Raw genomic sequence first — 22,114 nt, 5'->3', positions numbered from 1 at the left:
TCCAATCAGCATTCGGAAATTATTTTATTAACACATTATATTCTAAACAAATATTCTGACAAAGTCTATAATTGTTATAAAATCATTTTTTTCATTGTATTATGACAATTTTATCTAGTTTTAATAGAAAAACCTCTATTTATTTAATTGTTATACAATACTATTTTTTAGAATTTTCTGTACTGTAACTGCGATCTAATCTATAAATAAAGGCGAATACTTCTGCAACAGCTTGATATAATTCTTCGGGTATTGACTCATTTAAATCTAAATTTCCCAATAACTCAACTAAGTTTCTATCTTCATAAATAGGCACATTATGAAGCGTTGCTTGTTCTAAAATGTTGTCTGCTATTTTTCCTTTTCCCTTAGCAACAACTCTTGGACTATTCGATTTTTCTTGATTATACGATAGTGCAATTGCTTCTTTTCGAATATACTTTTTATCGCTCATATGCGGATATCAACTCCACTTTGCGATTTATGATTATCTTTCACTTTATTTATCATTTCTGCTTTTTGAGGAACTACTTTTTCAAATTGCTTAAAAAATAAACCAGAAAGATGATAATCTCTTTCTAATAGTCCGTTTTTCAACGCTTCTTTAAGATGTTTAGCATAGTTTTCTAAATAAGGATCTTCATTAAATACATTGATAGTTACAATTCGATTTTGAACCTGCATATCTACCATTGTTTCCTTTAAAGCTTCCATATTTAAATAAAATAAAATTCTTACAAAATCCGAACTAATCTTACCATCTTTGCCCATTCTACCATTCCACTGAACTGTTGCATCTGTATTTTTTCCGAAGAAATGTAGTGGAATTTGCGTCACAATTTGATGTTGATGGCCATTTTCGACTGAATGTAACTGCATTCCATTCAACCTTGATAAAATACCTTCTGCCGCTTCTTTTACTGTTGCAGAAACTGCCGAATCTTGAATTAATGATAACAACTGTGGTTTTAATGAATGGATTTGATCTTGTAAATTCTGAGATTTAGTATTTAATAATGCTTCATAACTTAACCCTAAGCTTTTTAATATCGTTTTTACCGCATGCTCCATTGATTTCCCATCAATTGAAGAACGTATTTCATCATCTACTTGAGCAACAATTTGTTGTATAAATGGCTCTTGTGATTCATTTGCAGTTTTTAGTAAGTGAGAAAATGTAGTATTTACATTCATTTGAGATTCTGGTTTTAACAGGAAGAGTAAATTATCATTTTTAGAATACCCGGGTTCACTTAGTTCAAACTTATTAATACTCTCTGAAAATGCTTTTATTAATTGCTCATGCAGTTGCTTCACAAAAAGCTCAATCGTTTGTGGTGTTTTAGGCAATACTTCAAATCTATTTAATAATTGATGTAGTTGCTCTTTATGGTTTGCTGATAGTGGTTGATCTTGTAGCCATGTTTTTAAATCAGTTAGCATTTTCGGAATACTTTCTACGTTTGCATTTGCAATCGCGTGTACAATGTCACTAGAAACTTCTTTAAGAAAAGCAGTCGAATTTCCTAATTGGCCTTGTAGTTGTTTAACAAACTGTTGTATTGAAGTGTCATTCTTCGGTACATTTTCAAATTCGTTAATTAATTGAAGAATTTTTTGTTTATGATTTCCGTTACCCTCTATAGATTTTATCTGTTGAAGAATATTCGGGATTTCTTCTACTTTTGCTGTTGATAGCAATCGACTTAATTCATTTAACTGAGCATTTTCTAAACCTTTATTCTCTACTATTTTTTGAAACGATTGTGATAACCAATTATTCACATTTGCATCTTTGGGTAATATATTTGCTTCTTTTAAGAGATTAAGAGCATCATCACGACTTTGTTGATTTGCATTTTTGTCCATTAATACCTGTACTGCCTTCGATAAAATCATTCCACTTGATTCACTTTCAAAAGGTTGTGCAATCCTTTGTAATGAAGCAAGAATATTTGATTTCATTTGAGGTAAAATTGTTGAATCATCGTTTAATAGTTTAGATAAATTTAATAATTCTCCAGTAAATCCACTTGTTTTAGCCCCATTTAACAATCCATTAAAAATTTCCTTCGTGAATGGCATTTTTGTTTCAACCATCTTTTGAATAATTGCCAATGCCTCTTGTTTCATTGCATTGTCGGGAATATTTTTTAAAAAAGCTTCTGTTTGTACTATAGTTTCTTTATTAATTGGTAGTTGATTTTTTACAAAATACGCTAATATTTTTTGCATCTCCGCAGTTTTCGGCAAATTCATTGATTCTAGCAATTGATTTAATTGTTGAGTGGTTTGTGCTTGTTGCATTGGCCCTGTAACAACTTTTAATTCAGCTTGGGGGTTCATGTTTGTTACTTGAAAAAAATGCGAATCTCCTGCTTTTAAGGGTGTTTCTAGCTTAGCATATAATTTATGACTTCCCACTTGAATTTCAGCCATCTGGTCGGGATAAAGTTTTTTTACTGTACCATGAAAAACCTGTCCTTGCTTTAATGTTAAAGGTTGATTTGACTGTAGTGTTGCTTGTTGTGATTGAATAGGATTAAAGGATGTGGATGTCATAGGAGTAATTCCTCCTTCTTATTCATCATTGATTTTATTGGTTCAAAACTTTTGCGATGTTCTGCTATTGGTCCGAATTGTTGTAAAGCATCAAGATGTTGCTTTGTTCCATAACCTGCATTTTTATCAAACCCATACATAGGGTATTGTTCGTGTAATCGATCCATAAATTCATCCCGGGCACATTTGGCTAAGATAGAGGCTGCAGCAATAGTTAAGCTTTTTGCATCACCTTTAATAATAGACTTTTGTGGTATAGAAATATCTAACTCTAGTGCATCTATAATACAAAAATTCGGACGAACACTTAAAGATTCAATACAACTTTTCATCGATTGTTTTGTCGCTTCATATATGTTAATCTCATCGATTACTTCAACGCTTTGAAAATGGATTGAATAAGCAATTGCATAGTCTTTAATTATTTTTGCAAAATTTTCTCTCGCTTTACGAGTTAATTGTTTCGAGTCATTAATACCGACCAATTCTTTACAATCCTTTGGTAATATGACAGCTGCTGTTACAACAGGTCCAGCTAATGGTCCTCTCCCAGCTTCATCTGCACCGGCAAGCAATGCTTCTTCAAAAGGTAAAAATGACTGGTCGAATTTTAATTTTTGCTCATGATCTTCCATCACAATCCGTTGTTTGGCTCTTCTCTTTTCCCATTGTTGAAATGCTTTCTGGACTCCAGCACGAGAATCTGCTTTTACTTCGTCCATCCAACTTTCATACTCTGTAGCCATATTTAAAGCATTTGTAATTTCTTTTATTGTTTTTACCATCTATTACACTTCCCTAAACTTACTATTCTTTTTATCGGCTATTTAAATGTACTATGTATTTTTGATGCAAAAAAGGGCACCACTTTCCTATTACATGGTACCCAAAAATATATTATAAAGATTCTTTTTCAATTTGTTCATCAACAATGTCAAAAGTTAATTTACCAAAGTTTTGATTTCTGATATCTCTCACGATAATTAAAGCAACTTGTTCATAATCTATTTCTCCACCTGGTCCATAAACTTTTCTTTTTTCACCAATAAGATCAAAGGTTTCAACTAAATTCTCATGAACAAAAGAAATTCCATAACGTTCTTCCATTCGCTGTGGATAATGGAGTGATAGAAACTTTAATCCGTATACAGCTAAGTCTTCCATATTAATGATTGTATCTTTTATAGCACCTGTAAGAGCTAGTTTTAAACCAACTTCTTGGTCCTCAAATTTTGGCCAAAGAATTCCTGGTGTATCTAGCAATTCTATGTCTTTCCCAACTTTAATCCATTGTTGTGATTTTGTTACACCTGGAGTATTCCCTGTCTTTGCAATATTCTTCTTAGCAAGACGATTAATTAACGTTGATTTCCCTACATTCGGTATTCCTACAATCATTGCACGAATAGCACGTGGTTTCATACCTTTTAACTTCATGCGTTCCCATTTTGGAGCAAGAATCTCTTGAGCGGCTTTTGTTACTTTTTGCAGACCTTTACCCTCTAATGAGTTGATAGCAATGGCAGTTTGTCCTTTTTCCGCAAAATAGTCTACCCATTTACGTGTTTCAGATTCATCTGCCATATCCGCCTTATTTAATATTAATAATCTCGGTTTTTGATGTATTACTTCGTCAATCATTGGATTTCTTGAAGACAAAGGCAATCGTGCATCAATTAATTCGAATATAATGTCAACAAGTTTTAATTTCTCAGAAACTTCCCTTCTAGCTTTTGCCATATGTCCTGGAAACCATTGTATAGTCATTGAAACTTCCTCCTTGTTGTTGCAAAAAGAAAAGGAGATTATGAAAACCTCCCCTTAAAATGCTACGTTTTATTTTACAATTTTTATTTCATCAAATGGCCAAAATACAATACTTGTACTACCAATAATTTTTTCTTCACTTACAATCCCGATATGACGGCTGTCCTTACTGTAACGGCGGTTATCCCCCATTACAAAAACATAGCCCTCTGGAATGACTTCTAAAGTCGGATCAACATCCTGTAATGTAAAATCTTGAGTAAGGGTACCCTCAGTTAATTCTGATTTATATTGATCTAGATATGGTTCATCATAAGGTTTACCATTTATATATAATTGATCATCTTTATACTCAATATAGTCACCTGGAAGCCCTATTACACGTTTAATATAATCTTTTCCTTCTGGAGCGTGGAAAACAACAATATCAAACCGTTTAGGCTCTCCTATTGTATAGCCAATTTTATTAACAATCATACGATCCCCATCAACTAAAGTGGGCATCATTGAATCACCATCAACTACAATTGGGGTAAATAAAAAGTATCGAATTATAACTGCGATTCCAAATGCTATTAGAAGTGCTTTAATCCATTCCCATAATTCATTTTTCTCTTTCTTAGCTTTTTCCATAAGAAAAAAATCCCCCCTTAATAATCATATTAATGAAAAAGGAGCATATGCTCAAATTTTAGCGATATATTAGATAATATTCAAAAAAGTTTATGCTTATAAATCTTCAAAAAGAAAGGGAGCTTGCCTTACAAGCCCCCATTCTAAATCGATTATCGAATTTCTTTAATACGAGCTGCTTTACCACGTAGGTTACGTAAATAGTAAAGTTTAGCACGACGTACTTTACCACGACGAGTAACTTCTAACTTAGCGATTTTTGGAGTGTGTACAGGGAATGTACGTTCAACACCAACACCGTAAGATACTTTACGAACTGTGAATGTTTCGCTAATACCGCCACCACGACGTTTAATTACAACACCTTCGAATACTTGGATACGCTCACGAGTACCCTCTACAACTTTCACGTGTACTTTTACAGTATCACCAGGACGGAAAGTTGGTAAATCTGTACGAAGTTGTTCTTTTGTAATTTCTGCGATAATGTTTGACATAATTTTCTCTCCTCTTAACAGATGCTCTTATAGTCATTATTTGGCTACAGCGGAACACCGTAATATGAGCGCTTCACATAGAAGCACAGAATGTATAATATCATAATTACTTTGGTTTTTGCAAGTTATTTTCATTCTTTAATTTATCAAGAAAGCTCTGTTGCCTTTTGGTTAATTCAATGTGTTCAAATAGGTCTGGTCTTCTCTCAAATGTACGCTTTATCGATTGTTCTTCACGCCATTCTTCAATTTTACCATGGTTACCAGACGTTAATACTTCAGGTACTTTCATCCCTCTAAAATCAGCTGGACGAGTATAATGTGGATGTTCTAATAAACCTGTTGAAAAAGAATCATGGATATGAGAATCTTCTTGTCCTAAAACACCTGGTAAGAGTCGAACTACAGCATCAATAACCGTCATAGCTGGTAACTCACCACCAGTTAAAACAAAATCACCAATCGAGATCTCATCCGTCACTAAAAATTCGCGTATGCGTTCATCATATCCTTCATAATGACCACATAAAAAAATTAACTCTTCTTCTTTCGCAAGTTCTTCTGCTTTTTTCTGAGTGAATCGTTCGCCTTGTGGACACATTAGAATAATTCTCGGTTTTCGCCCTTGAGTGATTTGTTCAACAGCTTGGAACATTGGCTCTGGTTTTAATACCATACCAGCTCCACCACCATATGGATAATCGTCTACTTGTTTATGTTTATTATCACTAAAATCTCGAATATCTGAGACGTTTAATGTGACTAATTCTTTTTCTTGAGCTTTTTTTAAAATAGAGGATCCAAATACACCAGTAAACATATCCGGAAATAAACTTAAAACATGAATATTCATTACAATAATCCTTCCATGACGTGAATCGTAATTTTTTTCTCTTCCACATCAATGTTTTTAACAACATCCTCAATATAAGGGATATAGTGTTTTTTGCCATTAGATGCTTTTATTTCCCATACATCATTGGCACCGGTTTCTAAGATGTCACTTACCGTACCAATAAGATCCCCTACTTCAGAAAACACTTCACAGCCAATAATTTCGAAGTAGTAATATTCGTTTTCTTCAAGTTCATCATCTTCTAGTTGATCTTTTGTAACTTTTAGCATACCTTCTTTAAACGGCTCAACTAAATTAATATTATTGTATCCTTCAAAGGTAAGTAAAATAAAGTTTTTATGTTTTCTTGAGCTTTCTACAGTTACCCAAATTGGTTTTTTCTCATCTTTTTTAAATACTGCTAATTTACTTCCGGGTGCAAAGCGTATTTCTTCAAAATCCGTTGATGAAAGTACACGTACTTCTCCACGTATCCCATGTGTATTTACAATTCTACCTACATTAAACCATTCCATATAAAATCCACCTTTGTAAAAGTCAAAATAATTGATTGACATAATCATACTAAAATGAGTAATAAAAAAGAAGGGAAAGCCTATTATAGGTCCCCTTCTAGTTTGAAAAGCTTTAAGCTAATTTGCCTAAGCAAGCGCCTTCCACTTTTCTATTAATCCAATATATCGACGTACGTCTTTTTCTTATGGTGACCACCAGCAGCTGAGTAAACAATTGTACGAATCGCTTTAGCAACGCGCCCTTGTTTGCCTATTACTTTTCCTCGATCTTGTGGATGTACAGAAAGTTTATAAACAATTCGACTTGAATTTTCGTCCGTCTCAATACGAACTTCTTCAGGAAAATCGACTAGTGGTTTTACGATTGTTTCAATCAGCAACTGCATAGTGGCACCTCCGATTATTTACTGAATTTTTGGTTGTGGAATTTTTCCATGATACCTTTTTCTGAGAAAAGGTTACGTACAGTATCAGATGGTTTTGCACCATTAGCTAACCATTGAAGAGCTTTCTCTTCATCGATTGTTAAAGTAGCTGGTGTAGTTAGTGGGTTGTAAGTACCTACTGTTTCGATTTGACGTCCGTCACGTGGTGAACGAGAGTCAGCTACAACGATACGATAGAAAGGAGATTTTTTAGCTCCCATACGTTTTAAACGAATTTTTACTGCCATGTTTATTTGCACCTCCGAATAAGTTTCACACAAGATAGAATATTATCAAGTTTCTTGTTGTTTGTAAAGTGTTTTTTCTTAACACCTAATAATTTAACATAAAAATGTTATTTAAACAATGAATCTAGCCCAGGTAATTTCATTTTTTTCTTACCTTTTCCTTGGGCCATACCTGTCATTTGCTTCATCATTTTTTTCATATCTTCAAATTGCTTTAGTAATCTGTTTACTTCTTGAATCGTTGTCCCTGATCCAGTTGCAATACGCTTTTTACGGCTAGAATTAATAATTTCTGGATTCGTTTTTTCAGCAGGTGTCATTGAATAAATAATTGCTTCAATACGCCCCATTTGTTTCTCATCCACTTTTACATTATCTAACCCTTTAATTTTATTGGCACCAGGAAGCATCTTTAATAATTCGTCAAGAGGTCCCATTTTTTTCAATGCTTGTAATTGTTCTACAAAGTCATCAAATGTAAAGCTTTGCGACATGAATTTTTCTTCCAGCTCTTTCGCCTTTTCCATGTCCACATTCGCTTGCGCTTTTTCAATAAGCGAAAGAACATCACCCATACCTAAAATACGGGAAGCCATTCGATCTGGGTGGAAAGGTTCTAACGCATCCATTTTTTCACCCATACCAACATATTTAATTGGCTTATCCGTTACAGCACGAATTGATAATGCAGCACCACCACGAGTATCACCATCTAATTTTGTTAGTACAACACCCGTGATGCCAACAGTTTCATTGAAGCTTTGCGCTACATTAACAGCATCTTGCCCTGTCATTGCATCGACTACTAAAAATACTTCATCTGGTTCTTTTAGCGCTTTAATATTTTTTAGTTCATCCATCAATTGTTCGTCAATATGAAGTCGACCAGCTGTATCGATAATCACTACATCATGATGTTCTTCTTTCGCTTGTTCAAGGGCTTGACGAGCAATTTCCACTGGTGAAACATCATTCCCTAATGCAAAAACAGGAATCGATAATTGTTTCCCTAAAGTTTGCAATTGTTGAATGGCTGCAGGGCGGTAAACATCGGCTGCAACAAGCAACGGCTTACGATTGTATTTCTTCCGTAAAACATTCGCTAATTTCCCTGTAGTCGTTGTTTTACCAGCACCTTGTAAACCAACCATCATGATGACTGTAGGTGGTTTGTTATTGAAATTGATTGGGCTTTGTTCTCCACCCATTAATGCAACTAATTCGTCTTGCACAATTTTAATAACCTGTTGGCCTGGTGTTAAACTTTTCATTACCTCTACGCCAACTGCACGTTCACTTACTTTTTTAACAAAGTCTTTTACAACTTTTAAGTTAACGTCGGCTTCGATTAATGCAAGTCGCACTTCTCGCATCATTTCTTTTACATCTTGTTCGGAAACTTTTCCTTTACCTTTAATCTTTTGGATTGTATTTTGGAGTCGTTCCGCTAATCCTTCAAATGCCATGTCTAGCCTCCTAATCCGTTTCCTTTAATTGTGAAATCAAAGCAAGACGTTCTTCCATAGTTGAAGATTCATCTTTGATTGCTTCAGTCAATTTTTCAAGGATTTGCTGACGTTGCCCGAATTTTTCAAATAGCTTTAATTTATCTTCATATTCCTCAAGCATCGACTCTGTACGACGAATATTATCGTATACAGCTTGGCGTGAAACTTTATAACTTTCTGCAATTTCCCCTAGAGAAAGATCATCTAAGTAATAAAGTTCCATATAACTACGTTGTTTATCTGTTAATAATGCTTGATAAAAGTCGAAGAGAAAGTTCATGCGTGTTGTTTTTTCAAGTAGCATCAATATCTCTCCAATCATAATTAGTCTACTGTATCATATATGCTTTCCCTAGTGTCTGTCAAGGGAATTTCCTTGTCCAATAACTATGTCAAGACTCATTTCGTTTACTCGCCTTTGATAATTGGAGACCAAAATTACCTCAATAGTGAGTGCATCAACTGTTTTTTTAGGAAAAAGCAGCGCAATAACTAGTATATATGCTTAGCTTTTTATCCAGAATGTCCAATCACAAACTGAGAGATGGTTACTATCAGACTATAAATATACAATATCAACAAAATGCCTTTTAAATTCACCAAAATTTTGCTGGAAAATCAAAATTATATACTAAACTATTATAATCACTTCAAAATAAAAACTACTTCAGTATTATTTTACATACTGAAGTAGCTTATTTTTTAATCTTCTATATTCTTAAGTTCTTTTTCTAAGCCTTCTGCGAATAATCCATAAACATAACGTTCAGCATCAAATGGTTGCAAGTCGTCCATTTTTTCACCAAGTCCAACAAATTTTACTGGAATATGAAGTTTGTTACGAATTGCTAGTACAATACCACCTTTTGCAGTACCATCTAGTTTCGTTAAGACAATACCCGTTACATTTGTTGCTTCTTTAAATGTCTGTGCTTGAACAAGTGCATTTTGACCCGTTGTTGCATCAAGTGCTAGCAATACTTCATGGGGGGCATTTGGAATTTCACGAGATATTACACGATGTACTTTTTCTAATTCTTTCATTAAATTCACTTTATTTTGTAAACGTCCCGCAGTATCACAAATTAATACATCAGCTCCGCGTTTTTTCGCTGCAGCAATTGCATCATAGATTACTGCTGCTGGATCGGAACCTTCTGATTGCTTAATAACTTCACAACCTACACGGTCTCCCCATACTTGAAGTTGATCAATTGCACCTGCACGGAATGTATCACCCGCAGCAAGTACTACTGATTTACCTTGAGATTTCAGACGGTGTGCTAATTTACCAATTGTAGTAGTTTTACCAACACCATTTACCCCTACAAAAAGAATAACCGTTAACTCGCCATCTGGTTGCATATTTAACTCTGCAATATTTTCTTCGCCTGCTTCGTAAATTTCAACAAGCTTTTCTGAAATTATTGCTTGAATGCCTTCTGTGTCTTTTATGTTTTTTCGTTGTACTTCAAAACGTAATTTGTCCATTAGTTCCATCACAGTTTCAAATCCAACGTCAGCTTGTAATAATACTTCTTCTAACTCTTCAAAGAAATCTTCGTCAACTTTACGATAACGAGCAACTAAATCGTTTACCTTTGAAGTGAAAGAATCTCGTGTTTTCGCTAAGCCCATTTTGAATTTTTGTGTGATTGACCAAGCTGATGGTTTCTTTTCAACAACAGGTTCTGGCATTGTCTCTTCAACATCTGTGGAAAGGGCTGTAGATTCCTCTTGTGGTTGCTCTACTTCTTCAACTACTTCTTCTACAATTTCCTCTACCGGTTCTGTTACTTGATCTTGCTTAGCATCTTCTAAATCCGCATCAGATTCAGCTTCGTTCGTCAGGTCCGTTTCCTGAACCTTTTCTTCCTCCGAGCTACCACCAATTAGTTTTTCTTTTAAACGTTTAAAAAAGCTCATAATTCTCGCTCCTTTGATATTAAACAGAATATACACCAGTTCTATACGATTACCTATCTGCTAAGAAGGGCTTCTTCTTCAAGTTTTACTGACACAAGTTTTGAAACCCCAGACTCTTGCATCGTGATACCGTATAAAACATCTGCCCCTTCCATCGTTCCTTTTCGATGAGTGATGACAATAAATTGTGTATCATTACTTAATTTTCTTAAATATTCACTGTAACGTTGAACGTTTGCTTCATCCAGTGCAGCTTCCACCTCATCCAAAATAACGAAAGGAACAGGGCGTGTATTTAGTATGGCAAATAACAAAGCGATTGCCGTTAATGCTCTTTCTCCCCCTGACAATAAACTTAAACTTTGAAGTTTTTTACCAGGTGGTTGCGCAACAATTTCGATACCTGTCTCTAAAAGATTATCAGGATCCAGCAATACTAAATCAGCTTGTCCTCCACCGAATAACTCACGGAAAACAACTTTAAATTGCGATTGAATCATGGAGAACGTTTCACCAAATCGAATTGACATCTCTTCATCCATTTCTTTAATTGCCTCATGTAAAGTTTGCTGTGCTTCCAGTAAATCATTGCGCTGTTCTGATAAAAACGTATGTCTTTCCAATACACGTTCATATTCATCTATCGCTGTAAGATTAACTGGACCGAGTTCTTCTATAGATTGTTTTAGAAGTTTTACTTTACGTCTTAATTGTTCCACATCAGTTATATCTACTGCTATTTCTTGAGCCTCTTCGAAATCAAGTTCATATTGCTCATCTAACTGTACATGTAGACGATTCATTTCATACTCTATTCGACTTTTACTCACTTCAATGGAGCGTAGACTTTCTAAAAAGCCTTTATGAATTCGTTGTAGTTCTTTTAATTCATCTTCAAGCTTTGACAACTTTAGCTGATGATTCGAACGGGCTTCTCTACTAGTTAGAATTTTATTTGTTAATTCTTCTTTTCGTTTTGTCCATTCTATCATCGTTTTTTCAATCTCTTCTTCAGATGGACTATTTAATTCACTATTTTCAATCCATTGAATTTCTTGAAGAATTGAATCAACTTGTTGCTTTGCTTTTGTACGTTTTAAAGCAATATCTGCTGTAGCAATTTGAATTTGACTCAATTGCTCTTGAACTACTGCAAGTTCTGCACGTTTTGAAGCCGACTGTTCACGTAAACTATCTTTTTCTGTTTCCGTTTGTACTTTTAATTTAGTCAATTGTTCAACTTTATCATTTAGTTCATAAAGTTCAAGCTTTAATTGTTGAAGTCGACTTTCCGATTGCTCCTTTTGCTGTAACAGTGTAGTTTTTCTTGATGTTACGGAGGATTGTTCGGAAGTTGCAACATTAACTGTCGCTTGTAGGCTCTTTTCCTCTACTTCTAATTCAACAATTTTTGAGCGGTGTTCTAACTCCTCTTTTCGAAGGGCTTCACCTTCTAGCTTAATAATCTCTAGTTGTTCTCGTAGGGTGGAGATGCTTTCCTTTTCAATAGACAACGTTTTTTCTGCTTGGACTATGGAAGCTTCCATTTGTTGAAGTTTAATTGTTAAATCATCAAGTTCAGCTTTACGAGTAAACAATGATGATTGTTGCTTCGAAGCGCCCCCTGTTAAAGAACCACCAGCATTCACTATATCACCATCAAGAGTTACAACTCGATATCTGTATCCACAACTTCTAGCAATTTCACTAGCTCCTTCAAGATTTGAAGCAACTAGCACATTTCCTAATAAATTTTCAGCAATGGTTTGATTCGAATCCTCAAAACTTACTAAATCAACTGCAAGGCTAATAAATGCAGGGTGACTTTTGACTGATGCATATTGATGAGGTTGGAGTAAGCGTGATTTCATAACTGTTTTCGGTAAAAAAGTAGCTCGTCCAGCACGTTTTACTTTTAACCACCCAATTGCTTTTTGTGCATGTTGTTCTGTTTCTGTAACAATATGCTGAGATGCTGCCCCAAGAGCTGTTTCAATTGCTTTTGAATATTTTCCTTCAACTTGGATTAATTCTGCAACGGCACCTTCAATTCCTAATAACTCGCCTCGATCACGGGCATGTAGAATATCCTTAACCCCTTGAAAGAAACCTGAAAAATCAGCTTCTAATTCAGCTAAAGTATCTTTACGACTTTTTAGTTGCTGTTGGTGCTGATAAGCTTGATACAACATCTTTTGTTTCTCTTCAAATGAATCTGTTTTTGACTTCAACTTCATTTGAAGTATTTCATGTTGCTCTAAGCGGTCTTTTAATTTGCTTTCAATATCTAGTAAAATTAATTGAAGCTTTTTCTTTGTTTCTACGACAATTTCTAATTTTTTAACCATCTCTGAGGAACGGTCATTCATCCGCTCAGTCGTTTCTTGATATTGAGTTAGTTGTTGATCAATATGCTTCAATTCATTTTTGACTGTCGCTTCTTCATTTAATAAATCGATATATTTATTTTTCGATTGCTCAATTTCTTGTTCAATTTCAAGTGCTGATGAATTTAAAGTTAGCTCTAATTGCTTAAGTTCACTTTTAAGTGTTTGAATTTCTTTTTGTTTTTCAGCAAATAGTTGTTTATTCTGTTCCTCGTTGGTTGCAAGTTCAACCTGTTCTTCTTGAGCTTGCTTTAAAGAAAGTTGAAGTTGATTTAATTGCTTTTGTGCATTTAAACGTTTTTCTTTCATTAAAGCTTTTCGACCATCCCAACGTTCTACCTCAGAACTAGCTTCTACAAGTTGTTCTTGAGCATTGTCCAGGTCACTATCAAGTTTCTTTAATTGGTCACGAATGTCAGATACTAGCGCTTCAATCTTATTAATTTCCAAATGATGTTGTTGTTCAGTTTGTTGCAAGTGTGCAAATTCAGAATTAACTTGCCTTAAATTCTCACTATAATTTGTTAAATCGTTAACAATTAAAGCTATATCAAATTCTCTTAGCTCTTCGGTCATTTTGACATAATCTTTTGCAGCAGATGCTTGAATTTTTAAAGGTTCGAGACGACTATCTAATTCATGTAAAATATCTAAAACACGATGTAAATTTTCATCTGTTTCGACTAGTTTATGCTCTGCTTTTTTCTTACGAATTTTATATTTTAATACCCCTGCCGCTTCTTCAAAAATGGTTCTACGGTCATCTGGGCGGCTATTTAAAATTTCATCAACACGGCCTTGCGAAATAATCGAAAATGCTTCTTTACCTAATCCCGAATCTAAAAATAAATCTGTAATATCTTTGAGGCGACATTGCTGATTATTAAGTAAATATTCACTATCGCCCGAACGATATACTCGTCTTGTTACACTTATTTCAGAAAAGGGTATCGATATTTTTTCGTCTTCATTATCTAAAACTAATGTTACTTCCGCAAAGTTTAGCGGTTTTCGAGATTCACTTCCAGCAAAGATGACGTCCTCCATTTTAGAGCCACGCAAACTTTTTGCGGATTGTTCTCCTAAAACCCAACGAATCGCATCCGTTACATTACTCTTCCCACTACCATTGGGGCCGACAACAGCCGTTACACCAGGTACAAAATCTATTCCAATCCGATCTGCAAACGATTTAAAGCCTATTACTTCAAGTCGTTTAAGGAACATATTATTCCTCCTTAATCGCGGACTGATTTAGTGTAATCATTGCATTTTGGGCAGCTTGTTGTTCAGCCTCTTTTTTCGATTTACCTCGACCAATCCCTAGTTCTTGATCGTTTAATAATACGCGAGAAACAAAAGTACGATTATGTGCAGGTCCTTTTTCATCTACAATTTCATAATGTAATACGCCATTGTTTGATTGTTGAACCATTTCTTGTAGTTGACTTTTAAAATCCATCACATGCGAAAAAGCACCGACTTCTACTTTAGGGAACACAATTCTTTCTAAGAAGGAAACGACAACCTCTAAACCTTGATCTAAATATAGAGCACCAATGAATGATTCAAACACGTCTGCAAGTAGTGCTGGACGCTCACGACCACCTGTAAGTTCCTCACCCTTACCTAACAAAACATATTTGCCGAAATTTAATTCATTAGCAAAAATAACGAGAGAAGGTTCACATACAATTGATGCACGTAACTTTGTTAATTCTCCCTCACTCATATGTGGATATCTTTCAAAAAGATATTTAGATACAGAAAGTTCAAGTACTGCGTCTCCTAAAAATTCTAGTCGTTCGTTGTCGGTAAATAGTTTTCGACGATGCTCATTCACATAAGATGAATGGGTAAATGCTTGGTATAACAATGTTTTATTACGAAAATATATATTTAATTCCTCTTGTAAAAATTCAAATTGATGTTTTACTTTCTCTGGTAAAACACCCACTTTTTGAATGTTACCTTTTTTTCTTATTGTCATGAACAATCTGCCTTCCTAATAGATTCTACCGTTTAGTTTACCTTGTTCAACTGTAGAAATTCAACTTTTCTTTCCAAATTAAAAATACTGTAATATGAAAAGAGGCACTTCTTGGTATTTTTTCAAATGCCAATGTGCCTCTTATAAAAGATTAGCCTAATTTACTTTCAATATAACTGATAGCATCGCCAACAGTTCCGATTTTTTCAGCATCTTCATCAGAAATTTCCATATCAAACTCATCTTCTAGTTCCATTACTAATTCAACAACATCTAATGAGTCTGCTCCTAAATCTTCACGGAATGAAGCTTCAACTTTCACTTCGCTTTCGTCAACACCTAAACGGTCAACTACTACTTTTGTTACACGCTCTAATACTGTAGCCAAGATGGTCACCTCCCCTCAATAGTATACATAAAAAACATAATTGTTCAAAGATTGACAGCAATATTATTCAATAAATAATATTTTTTAAAGGATTACATATACATTCCGCCATCAATATGCAATGTTTGTCCAGTCATATAACTAGAATCATCTGATGATAAGAATACGACTGCTTTCGCAATATGTTCTGGTTGTCCTAATGTTCCTAGTGGAATTTGGGCTAACATCGCACCTTTAACATCCTCTGGTAAGGCATCTGTCATTTCTGTCGTAATAAATCCAGGAGCGATGGCATTTACTAATATATTTCGCGACGCAAGTTCTCTTGCAGTCGTTTTTGTTAAACCAATCACACCCGCTTTGGCTGCAACATAGTTTGCTTGTCCAGCATTACCTATAGTTCCAACAATTGATGAAATATTAATAATACGTCCAGCTCGTTGTTTCATCATTTGACGTGTCACAGCTTTTGTACAAAGGAAAACACCTTTTAAGTTCGTGTTAATTACATCGTCCCATTCTTCTTCCTTCATACGCATTAAGAGATTATCTCTTGTAATTCCAGCATTGTTTACTAAGATGTCTATAGAACCGAATTGTTCGATCGCAGCAGACATTAAATTTTGTACAGCATCAGCGTCACCAACATTACCTTGAACAGCGATGGCATTTGTACCAATTGTTTTTATTTCTTCTACAACTTCTAGTGCTTTTCCTTCACTTCCGCTATAGTTTACGACAACATTTGCACCTTCTCTAGCTAACTCTAAAGCAATTGCACGTCCAATCCCTCTAGAGGCTCCCGTTACGACTGCAGTTTTACCATCTAATTTCCCCAAATTATTCACCCCTTAATGCTTCGATCACTTCATTTAATGAAGTTTCGTCAAATACACAATAAGTGCTAACTGAACGGTCAATTTTCTTTACTAATCCTGATAGAACTTTACCTGGACCGCATTCAATAAATGTTGTAACACCTTGCTCAATCATATAACGGACAGAATTTTCCCATTGAACTGGTGAATAAACTTGTTCAACAAGTTCATGTTGAATAGCAGATACATCTTCAATTTCTTTTGCCCATACATTTCCGATAACCGGAATGTCTGGTTGTGAAATTTCAATGTTCTTTAATGCATCACCTAATTTTTCTGATGCTGCTCGCATTAATTCTGAATGGAATGGGCCACTAACAACTAGAGGTATTGCTCGTTTTGCTCCTGCTTGTTTTGCTTCGACGCAAGCCTTTTCAACTCCTGCTTTTGTTCCAGAAATTACGATTTGTCCAGGACAATTTAAGTTTGCAATCTGAACAACATCGCCTTCATTTGTTACTTTATCTGTAACTTCTTTTAATGCATCAGCAGGCATTCCTAAAATAGCTGCCATTGCACCTTGTCCAGCAGGCACAGCTTCATCCATATATAGACCACGTTTATGAACGATTTGAACCGCATCTTCAAATGAAATGGAATTAGAAGCAACTAACGCACTATATTCACCTAAAGAATGTCCGGCAGTAAAATCCGGTACGATGCCCGCTTCTTTTAATTTTGCTGCTACCATTACCCCAGTAGTTAATAACGCTGGTTGTGCATTGTAAGTTAACGTTAATTCTTCTTGAGGACCCTCAAGCATTAATTTTGAAAGAGAAAAACCTAAAACATCATCAGCTTTATCATAAAATGTTTTACTATTTACATCATTTTGGACAAACTCTGCCCCCATACCTACTTGTTGAGAACCTTGCCCCGGAAAAATAAATGCAATTTTCGTCATGTCTATCCCCTTTTCAATATCCCTTATTGTTGAACTGGATTATCAGCAATTGTTGTTTTAATCACATCTGTAACATTATGTTCAACCATGATTGATGCCTGGCGAATCGCATTATAAATCGCCCTTGCATTGGAAGAACCATGTGCTTTTACAACAGGTGCTTGGAGACCAAATAATGCAGCTCCTCCATGTTCAGAATAGTCTAGTTTTGACTTTAAACCTTTCATTTCGCCTTTTACTAATAGTGCTCCAATTTTCGTTTTCCCTGAAGCCATGAACACATCTTTTATCATGGACATTAATGCTCCAGCAGTTCCTTCGATTGTTTTTAGAACCATATTACCTGTAAATCCATCTGTTACAACAACATCAGCAACATTATCTAATAAATCTCTGGCTTCTACATTCCCAACAAAGTTTAGATCTGCTTCTTTTAATAAACCGAAAACAGACTTTGTAAGGTCATTACCTTTCTTTTCTTCCGTTCCAATATTTAATAAACCGATACGTGGATTATCAATACCACGTACTTTTTTGGCATAAATATTTCCCATAATTGCATATTGCACAAGATTTTCTGGCTTTGCGTCAGCATTTGCACCAAGATCAAGCATTAAAAATCCTTTACCATCAATTGTTGGTAAAGTTGTAGCTAATGCTGGACGTGAAACACCTTCTATACGTCCAACTTTGAATAAACCGCCAGCCATCAATGCTCCCGTATTTCCTGCAGATAAACAAGCATCTGCACGCCCTTCATTGACCGCTTCTAACATACGGGCCATTGAAGAATCTTTTTTCCGACGTACTGCACGAGCTGGATCATCCTCTGCTTCGACTACTTCTTCACAATGAATTACTTGTAGACGGCTATGTTCTTTTAACAATGGCTGTAATACTCGTTGATTTCCATAGAGTTGTATTTCGATATTTGGAAATTCGTCTAATGCAAGTAGTACACCTTCTACTACCGCTTTAGGCGCATTGTCTCCACCCATGCCATCAATTGCTAATTTCATTATTGTACACTACCTTTCGTGCGATACATCTCAAATTCACCTTTAAACACTTTATCATTATTGACAGTTGATATGACATCTATATACGTTCTATTTTTTTCATCATCTTGACCACGAACAATTGCTTTTGTAATTACTCTATCCCCTGCTTTTACAGGTCTAATAAAGGAAACATTCGCTTTTACTGTTAAGGCAAGTTCGTCATCAATTACAGCAACAGCAAGAGAGTTTGCTTGTGCAAATAAATGATGCCCCCTAGCAATCCCATTACGTTGGAAAACATGCTCTTGGCCAACGTCAAAAATAGAAATTGCACGATTATCTAATTCGATATCAATAATTTCACCAATTACTTCATCTATTGGTAGAGATTTAACTTCATTTTCATAATTTTTTGCAGCAACATCTTTAATTCTTTCGCGTAATTCCGGAATGGCTAATTCCATTCGGTCAAGGCGAATCGTTTGTACACTAACATTAAATTGGGAAGCTAGTTGTTCATCAGTGACGAATGGATTTTCTGCAATTGTTTCTGTTAGAAGACGTTGCCTTTCTTTTTTCGTCCTTTTCATTCAATCGTCACCTACTTCCGAATTTTTTAGCACTTGGTACTAATACCAGTATACATTTCCAAAAAAAAGAACGCAACATAAAGTTACGTCCATTTTAAGTTAATCCATTCTTTCGCCTGAGAGTACTCCTGATTCTTCTAACATTTCTCTTAAAGATCTATACTCTTCATTTTCCCAGAAGTTCTTATCATAGATTATTTTTTCGGCATCTTGTCGAGCAACTTCTAGTGTTCTATAGTCATGTACTAAATCTGCCATTTTAAATTCAGGGAGACCACTTTGCTTTTTACCGAAAAAGTCGCCTGGTCCTCGTAATTCCAAATCTTTTTCAGCTAAACGGAAGCCATCATTCGTTTGAGTCATAGACATCATCCGCTCTTTTCCTTCATCAGATTTTGGATCGGCTAATAATACGCAATAAGACTGGTGTTGTCCTCGTCCAACTCGGCCGCGCAATTGATGTAACTGAGCTAGTCCAAATCGATCCGCATCGTATATTAACATGTATGATGCATTTGGAACGTTTACCCCTACTTCGACGACTGTCGTTGACACTAATACATGAATTTCTCCTTCAGAATAGGCACGCATCACTTGCTCCTTCTCATCAGGATGTAATCGCCCATGCATTAGTCCGACTTTATATCTTCCGTGGAATATGGTTGCAAGCTGCTCATACACTTCAACAGCATTTTGAACGTCTAATTTATCAGATTCCTCAATTAAAGGACATATTACATATGCTTGTCTTCCTTGTCTAAGTTCTATTTCCATTTTCGAGATAGCTGAATTCAATTGTTCCTTTTTTAGCCAGTGTGTTTCGATTTGCTTTCTACCTGCTGGCAATTCATCAATAATCGAAACATCCATTTCACCAAATGCCGTTATAGCCAATGTTCTCGGTATTGGAGTTGCTGTCATAAAAAGAACATCAGGATTAATTCCCTTGTCCCTTAATATACGTCTTTGCTCTACTCCAAATCGATGTTGTTCATCGGTAATAACAAATCCTAAGTTCGAAAAGACAACATCAGGTTGAATTAACGCATGGGTACCAATTAAAATTTCTATTTCCCCATTATGTAATTGCTCTAAAATGACTTTTCGTTCTTTACTTTTTGTAGAACCCGAAAGTAGAGCGACACGAACTCCAATCGGATCAAACCAACTTTTCAAACTTTCTGCATGTTGTTCCGCTAAAATTTCGGTCGGTGCCATTAAAGCGCCTTGAAAGCCAGCTGTTACCGCTGCATAAAGTCCGATAGCTGCTACAATTGTTTTACCTGACCCTACATCTCCTTGTAACAGTCGATTCATTCGATGAGGTTCTTTCAAATCTTTACAAATGTCATTTACAACCCTTTTCTGAGCATTTGTTAATTCAAATGGAATTGTACTTATAAACTTTTTTAATTTCTTAAGATCATATTGTATTATCGTACCTTGTTCATCACTTTTACGAGCTTTACGCAATGCTTGAATCCTCAACTGAAAATGCAATAATTCTTCATAAACAAATCGTCTTCTAGCTTGTTTTGCATGCTCTGCATCTTTAGGGAAATGAACGCCTTCTAATGCTTCTAAAAGTGAAGGTAGTTTATATTTCTGTATTAAATGCAAAGGGAGAGTCTCCGCTAAGTTCTCTCCCGCTACATCTAACGCTTGACGCATATACTTTCTAAATCTATTTTGACGAAGTGATCCACGCAAACTATAGACCGGTTCAAAATCTGTCTGATCTGTTTTTGGACCAAAATGAATAGACGTACCATTGATAACTTGTCTACCTCGATCCCATTTACCTGAAACCGTAATAATTGAACCTGGAGTTAATTTCGTTCGTAAATACGCTTGATTAAAAAAAACAACTTTCACTAAATGTCTTCCAGCAAGTACTGTTACTTGTATTCTCGTTTTATTTTTTCCAAGGTAGAGAACAGAAGGCACACTTTCAACTCTTGCTTCCACTGTCACTTTTTCATTATGAGGTGTTTCAGCTAAATCCTTTAGTCGTTGATCTTCGTGACGAAAAGGAAATGTCCAAATTAAATCTTGAACTGTAAATATTCCCATCTCTGCTAAATGTTCTGCTGTTTCTTTTCCAATCCCTTTTAGTTCAGTTACTGCTTCAAACTCTTTAATTGTCAATTTACTGCACTCCCAAAAATCTTAGCAGCAATTTCCTTACCTGTCGGAGTAGCCGCCAAACCACCGCGAGCTGTTTCTTTTAAATTTGGATTCATTGTCTGGCCAATTCTAAACATTGCACCAATTACTTCATCACAAGGGATACGACTTGAAATTCCTGCTAATGCCATATCTGCAGCAACAAGAGCATTTGCAGCACCCATTGCATTTCGTTTCACACAAGGTACTTCAACAAGTCCTGCTACAGGATCACAAACTAAGCCGAGCATATTTTTTAAAGTAATTGCAAACGCTTCAGCACATTGAGCAGGTGTCCCTCCAGCCATTTCAACAATGGATGCTGCCGCCATACCAGCAGCAGAACCGACCTCCGCTTGGCATCCCCCAGCTGCACCAGAAATAGATGCATTGTTTGCCACGATAAAACCAAAGGCACCTGCAGTAAATAGATAACGAATCATTTGTTCACGTGTTGGGTTTAATTTATTTTTCACTGCGAAAAGTGTGCCTGGTACAACACCAGCAGAACCAGCTGTTGGCGTTGCACAAATTGTACCCATTGCAGCATTTACTTCATTTGTTGCCACAGCTTTACTAACTGCATCTAAAAGTAAATCACCGGATAAACTATTTCCTGTCGCAATATAATTCTGTAGTAAAACCGCATCACCACCAGTAAGTCCTGATACAGAACGAACCCCTTTTAGTCCCCGTTCAACTGCTTGCTCCATCACAGTTAAATTTTTATCCATTTGTTCAAATATTTCTTGTCTTGACCGACCACTAATTTTCATTTCTTGCTCGATCATGATTTCAGAGATGAGCTTATTTTCTTTATCCGCCAATTCTACTAATTCTCGTACATTATGAAATAATACGTCCAATTCGCCC

Annotated in this window: 22 protein-coding genes; all 22 read right to left on the bottom strand. The window is 35.5% G+C overall.

The window, feature by feature from the left end; genetic code table 11:
- Positions 1 to 160: 160 nt before the first annotated feature.
- Positions 161 to 454 carry an EscU/YscU/HrcU family type III secretion system export apparatus switch protein gene (locus NKR20_RS04760; protein ID WP_253424028.1) on the bottom strand — a complete coding sequence of 98 codons (294 nt, stop codon included), beginning with the start codon at positions 452 to 454 and terminating at the stop codon, positions 161 to 163.
- Positions 451 to 2,562 (bottom strand): hypothetical protein, encoded by a 2,112-nt coding sequence (locus NKR20_RS04755; protein WP_253424024.1) that lies wholly within the window; start codon positions 2,560 to 2,562, stop codon positions 451 to 453. Before NKR20_RS04755 ends, NKR20_RS04760 begins: the two co-directional genes overlap by 4 nt.
- Positions 2,559 to 3,347 (bottom strand): ribonuclease HII, encoded by a 789-nt coding sequence (locus NKR20_RS04750; protein ID WP_253424021.1) that lies wholly within the window; start codon positions 3,345 to 3,347, stop codon positions 2,559 to 2,561. The genes NKR20_RS04755 and NKR20_RS04750 overlap by 4 nt, the downstream gene beginning before the upstream one ends.
- Before the next feature lie 112 nt (positions 3,348 to 3,459).
- Positions 3,460 to 4,329, bottom strand: coding sequence for a ribosome biogenesis GTPase YlqF (ylqF, locus tag NKR20_RS04745; protein WP_121212960.1), 870 nt, complete (start codon positions 4,327 to 4,329; stop codon positions 3,460 to 3,462).
- A 69-nt stretch (positions 4,330 to 4,398) separates the two neighbouring features.
- Positions 4,399 to 4,962 (bottom strand): signal peptidase I, encoded by a 564-nt coding sequence (lepB, locus tag NKR20_RS04740; RefSeq protein WP_121212959.1) that lies wholly within the window; start codon positions 4,960 to 4,962, stop codon positions 4,399 to 4,401.
- Between the two features lie 152 nt (positions 4,963 to 5,114).
- Positions 5,115 to 5,459, bottom strand: coding sequence for a 50S ribosomal protein L19 (gene rplS, locus NKR20_RS04735; protein ID WP_121212958.1), 345 nt, complete (start codon positions 5,457 to 5,459; stop codon positions 5,115 to 5,117).
- A gap of 106 nt (positions 5,460 to 5,565) precedes the next feature.
- Positions 5,566 to 6,312, bottom strand: coding sequence for a tRNA (guanosine(37)-N1)-methyltransferase TrmD (gene trmD, locus NKR20_RS04730; protein ID WP_253424018.1), 747 nt, complete (start codon positions 6,310 to 6,312; stop codon positions 5,566 to 5,568).
- Positions 6,312 to 6,830: a ribosome maturation factor RimM gene (gene rimM / locus NKR20_RS04725; RefSeq protein WP_121212956.1), complete on the bottom strand. Its 519-nt coding sequence runs from the start codon at positions 6,828 to 6,830 to the stop codon at positions 6,312 to 6,314. The genes trmD and rimM overlap by 1 nt, the downstream gene beginning before the upstream one ends.
- A gap of 152 nt (positions 6,831 to 6,982) precedes the next feature.
- Positions 6,983 to 7,216 carry a KH domain-containing protein gene (locus tag NKR20_RS04720; protein WP_121212955.1) on the bottom strand — a complete coding sequence of 78 codons (234 nt, stop codon included), beginning with the start codon at positions 7,214 to 7,216 and terminating at the stop codon, positions 6,983 to 6,985.
- Between the two features lie 14 nt (positions 7,217 to 7,230).
- Positions 7,231 to 7,503 (bottom strand): 30S ribosomal protein S16, encoded by a 273-nt coding sequence (gene rpsP / locus NKR20_RS04715; RefSeq protein WP_097072112.1) that lies wholly within the window; start codon positions 7,501 to 7,503, stop codon positions 7,231 to 7,233.
- Between the two features lie 107 nt (positions 7,504 to 7,610).
- Positions 7,611 to 8,969 (bottom strand): signal recognition particle protein, encoded by a 1,359-nt coding sequence (ffh, locus tag NKR20_RS04710; protein ID WP_121212954.1) that lies wholly within the window; start codon positions 8,967 to 8,969, stop codon positions 7,611 to 7,613.
- A 10-nt stretch (positions 8,970 to 8,979) separates the two neighbouring features.
- On the bottom strand, positions 8,980 to 9,315 hold the full coding sequence (locus tag NKR20_RS04705) for a putative DNA-binding protein (protein WP_253424015.1): 336 nt from the start codon (positions 9,313 to 9,315) through the stop codon (positions 8,980 to 8,982).
- A 398-nt stretch (positions 9,316 to 9,713) separates the two neighbouring features.
- Entirely contained in the window at positions 9,714 to 10,937 is a 1,224-nt protein-coding gene (ftsY, locus tag NKR20_RS04700) for a signal recognition particle-docking protein FtsY (RefSeq protein WP_253424011.1), read from the bottom strand.
- Between the two features lie 53 nt (positions 10,938 to 10,990).
- The gene (smc, locus tag NKR20_RS04695; protein WP_253424008.1) at positions 10,991 to 14,551 is read right to left on the bottom strand and encodes a chromosome segregation protein SMC; all 3,561 of its coding nucleotides are present in this window, start codon (positions 14,549 to 14,551) and stop codon (positions 10,991 to 10,993) included.
- Position 14,552: 1 nt separating this feature from the next.
- On the bottom strand, positions 14,553 to 15,314 hold the full coding sequence (gene rnc, locus NKR20_RS04690; protein ID WP_121212950.1) for a ribonuclease III: 762 nt from the start codon (positions 15,312 to 15,314) through the stop codon (positions 14,553 to 14,555).
- A 151-nt stretch (positions 15,315 to 15,465) separates the two neighbouring features.
- On the bottom strand, positions 15,466 to 15,702 hold the full coding sequence (gene acpP / locus NKR20_RS04685; protein ID WP_097072105.1) for an acyl carrier protein: 237 nt from the start codon (positions 15,700 to 15,702) through the stop codon (positions 15,466 to 15,468).
- A gap of 92 nt (positions 15,703 to 15,794) precedes the next feature.
- Entirely contained in the window at positions 15,795 to 16,541 is a 747-nt protein-coding gene (fabG, locus tag NKR20_RS04680) for a 3-oxoacyl-[acyl-carrier-protein] reductase (RefSeq protein ID WP_121212949.1), read from the bottom strand.
- A gap of 1 nt (position 16,542) precedes the next feature.
- Positions 16,543 to 17,484, bottom strand: a complete 942-nt coding sequence (fabD, locus tag NKR20_RS04675; protein WP_253424005.1) for an ACP S-malonyltransferase — start codon at positions 17,482 to 17,484, stop codon at positions 16,543 to 16,545.
- 23 nt (positions 17,485 to 17,507) lie between these two features.
- Positions 17,508 to 18,503, bottom strand: a complete 996-nt coding sequence (gene plsX, locus NKR20_RS04670) for a phosphate acyltransferase PlsX (protein ID WP_253424002.1) — start codon at positions 18,501 to 18,503, stop codon at positions 17,508 to 17,510.
- Positions 18,503 to 19,075: a transcription factor FapR gene (gene fapR, locus NKR20_RS04665; protein ID WP_253423999.1), complete on the bottom strand. Its 573-nt coding sequence runs from the start codon at positions 19,073 to 19,075 to the stop codon at positions 18,503 to 18,505. Before fapR ends, plsX begins: the two co-directional genes overlap by 1 nt.
- Positions 19,076 to 19,174: 99 nt before the next feature.
- Positions 19,175 to 21,223: an ATP-dependent DNA helicase RecG gene (gene recG, locus NKR20_RS04660; protein WP_253423996.1), complete on the bottom strand. Its 2,049-nt coding sequence runs from the start codon at positions 21,221 to 21,223 to the stop codon at positions 19,175 to 19,177.
- On the bottom strand, positions 21,220 to 22,107 hold the full coding sequence (sdaAA, locus tag NKR20_RS04655; protein WP_121212944.1) for an L-serine ammonia-lyase, iron-sulfur-dependent, subunit alpha: 888 nt from the start codon (positions 22,105 to 22,107) through the stop codon (positions 21,220 to 21,222). Before sdaAA ends, recG begins: the two co-directional genes overlap by 4 nt.
- Between the last annotated feature and the right edge of the window lie 7 nt (positions 22,108 to 22,114).

The organism is Ureibacillus endophyticus (assembly GCF_024159215.1).
GTDB lineage: Bacteria > Bacillota > Bacilli > Bacillales_A > Planococcaceae > Ureibacillus > Ureibacillus endophyticus.
This window is presented reverse-complemented; position numbering and strand designations above follow the sequence as displayed.

Bases quoted from the DNA above. Each gene is read 5' to 3' on its own strand.
- fapR (WP_253423999.1), bottom strand. From the start codon at position 19,075: ATGAAAAGGACGAAAAAAGAAAGGCAACGTCTTCTAACAGAAACAATT.
- rimM (WP_121212956.1), bottom strand. From the start codon at position 6,830: ATGGAATGGTTTAATGTAGGTAGAATTGTAAATACACATGGGATACGT.
- ffh (WP_121212954.1), bottom strand. From the start codon at position 8,969: ATGGCATTTGAAGGATTAGCGGAACGACTCCAAAATACAATCCAAAAG.
- ylqF (WP_121212960.1), bottom strand. From the start codon at position 4,329: ATGACTATACAATGGTTTCCAGGACATATGGCAAAAGCTAGAAGGGAA.
- rplS (WP_121212958.1), bottom strand. From the start codon at position 5,459: ATGTCAAACATTATCGCAGAAATTACAAAAGAACAACTTCGTACAGAT.
- smc (WP_253424008.1), bottom strand. From the start codon at position 14,551: ATGTTCCTTAAACGACTTGAAGTAATAGGCTTTAAATCGTTTGCAGAT.
- rpsP (WP_097072112.1), bottom strand. From the start codon at position 7,503: ATGGCAGTAAAAATTCGTTTAAAACGTATGGGAGCTAAAAAATCTCCT.
- NKR20_RS04755 (WP_253424024.1), bottom strand. From the start codon at position 2,562: ATGACATCCACATCCTTTAATCCTATTCAATCACAACAAGCAACACTA.
- NKR20_RS04720 (WP_121212955.1), bottom strand. From the start codon at position 7,216: ATGCAGTTGCTGATTGAAACAATCGTAAAACCACTAGTCGATTTTCCT.
- NKR20_RS04705 (WP_253424015.1), bottom strand. From the start codon at position 9,315: ATGCTACTTGAAAAAACAACACGCATGAACTTTCTCTTCGACTTTTAT.
- trmD (WP_253424018.1), bottom strand. From the start codon at position 6,312: ATGAATATTCATGTTTTAAGTTTATTTCCGGATATGTTTACTGGTGTA.
- ftsY (WP_253424011.1), bottom strand. From the start codon at position 10,937: ATGAGCTTTTTTAAACGTTTAAAAGAAAAACTAATTGGTGGTAGCTCG.
- NKR20_RS04750 (WP_253424021.1), bottom strand. From the start codon at position 3,347: ATGGTAAAAACAATAAAAGAAATTACAAATGCTTTAAATATGGCTACA.
- lepB (WP_121212959.1), bottom strand. From the start codon at position 4,962: ATGGAAAAAGCTAAGAAAGAGAAAAATGAATTATGGGAATGGATTAAA.
- rnc (WP_121212950.1), bottom strand. From the start codon at position 15,314: ATGACAATAAGAAAAAAAGGTAACATTCAAAAAGTGGGTGTTTTACCA.
- fabD (WP_253424005.1), bottom strand. From the start codon at position 17,484: ATGACGAAAATTGCATTTATTTTTCCGGGGCAAGGTTCTCAACAAGTA.
- plsX (WP_253424002.1), bottom strand. From the start codon at position 18,503: ATGAAATTAGCAATTGATGGCATGGGTGGAGACAATGCGCCTAAAGCG.
- NKR20_RS04760 (WP_253424028.1), bottom strand. From the start codon at position 454: ATGAGCGATAAAAAGTATATTCGAAAAGAAGCAATTGCACTATCGTAT.